Raw genomic sequence first — 1,503 nt, forward strand, 5'->3', positions numbered from 1 at the left:
GCGAGGATGCACGCCGGTGACGCGCTCGAGAAATCCGCGGTCGAGCGGCCCCGCATTCACTCACCGGAAAACGACATCACCGGTGGAATACTTCCTGCGAAAACTGCCGGTGGTTTGCGGATCAGGATGGGGAACAACAGGCCGCAAAGAGCGCTTGGAAGAAGGCGGTCATGAAGGCCGTGTAGGCGAGCATGCCGGGTGCGAGATAGGCGAGATAAGAGATCGACTGGCCGCGCCAGGCGAAATTCGGGATGAAGGCACCCAGCCCGAACCCGAACGCCAGGAGCAGGATGATCGGCTCGAGCAAGGGCGGCAGGGCTGCGGTGTGCCAGTTGCGCAGATAGACGCTGAGATGCCGGCCCAAGACCGCCCGGCTCTGCCACTGGAAGACCGCGAGATATCGGGAGAGGGTCAGGTCGCGGCGGCTCATGCCTGCTCCGAAAGCTTCATGAAGAGGTCGTCGAGCGAGGGGCTGCGGACCTCGAAGCGCAGCTCGCCGAACCGGCTTCGCCAAAGAAACCGACAAGCCGACCATGCTCGCCACCATCGAGCAAGCACGCACGCTCGGTCTCACCCACGTCACCGACAATGTCCGCGAGCGGCCTTCCTTCATCTGCAACTGTTGTCGCTGCTGCTGCGAACTGATGGCGGGCGTGCAGCTTGGCTTTCACGACGGCATCGCCAAGACGCCCTTTCTGGCCGTGATCGACCCGCAGCGCTGCGACTATTGCGCCGACTGCATCAAGGCATGCAACGCCAAGGGCATCGGGATTGCCGCCACGGCACGCGGGCGCAAGAAGGACGAACGGTTTGCGGCGGTCGATTCCGGGATCTGTCTCGGGTGCGGCGCCTGCATCGATGCCTGCGAGCACCGGGCCATCAGCTTGGTTCCTCGTCCCGATCCTGCCATCCCGCCGCGCGACCGCGGCAGGCTCTTCGCCCGCGTCCTCTGGGAGAAGGGTCGACTCTGGCCCTTTGTCGTCGATCGAGTCAAACAGCGGTGGTATTCACTGGGGCGAGGGGTTTAAGCCGCAAAGCCGAACGACCCAAGGTTTTCCCGGCTCAAACCTGTCCGGATGCGGGTAAGGCGCCGCCGTGACGCTGCATGTCCGCCATGATGGCGCGCGAGGAGTGGGGGGCGGTCTCCATATCGTGCAACTCGAAGGGGATCATGTGCGGTGCCTGCTCGGGTACGCGGGAAAGTCCGGAATGTAAAACCAAGTATATTGGTCAGGAATTCAGCCGCAATCCGCAGACGCATCGGATAAGATCACGAGATGCTTCGATTTTTCCCTTCGCTCAGCTTAGATGTGCGATTCGCCCCGAGCGGAGCCTTTGTCGTTGGACCGGCTTGACGCCGTCAAGAGCGCAGCCGCCTGATCCAGGCATGCGGTGGCCGTGGCCTTTTCGAGGACGCCGAGCCACCGTCGCGGAATGGCATCCGGACCGTAGAGCGCGCCGGCGATCATCCCGAGGATGGCACCCGTGGTGTCCGCGTCTCCG

3 protein-coding genes are annotated in these 1,503 nt (G+C 63.5%); 1 reads left to right on the top strand and 2 read right to left on the bottom strand.

Going from position 1 to position 1,503, the window contains the following annotated elements; translation table 11 throughout:
* Nucleotides 1–121: 121 nt before the first annotated feature.
* Nucleotides 122–430: a hypothetical protein gene (locus tag VLR48_RS06970; RefSeq protein ID WP_325291083.1), complete on the bottom strand. Its 309-nt coding sequence runs from the start codon at nt 428–430 to the stop codon at nt 122–124.
* A 103-nt stretch (nt 431–533) separates the two neighbouring features.
* On the opposite strand from VLR48_RS06970, the gene VLR48_RS06975 reads away from it, so the two are divergent.
* Nucleotides 534–1,028 (top strand): 4Fe-4S dicluster domain-containing protein, encoded by a 495-nt coding sequence (locus tag VLR48_RS06975; RefSeq protein WP_325291084.1) that lies wholly within the window; start codon nt 534–536, stop codon nt 1,026–1,028.
* Nucleotides 1,029–1,304: 276 nt separating this feature from the next.
* On the opposite strand, the gene VLR48_RS06980 is transcribed toward VLR48_RS06975, so the two are convergent.
* Nucleotides 1,305–1,503: ADP-ribosylglycohydrolase family protein (locus tag VLR48_RS06980; RefSeq protein WP_325291085.1), on the bottom strand; the 199-nt coding region annotated here is incomplete at its 5' end.

The organism is Thiocapsa sp., from assembly GCF_035467215.1.
Classification (GTDB): Bacteria; Pseudomonadota; Gammaproteobacteria; order Chromatiales; family Chromatiaceae; genus Thiocapsa.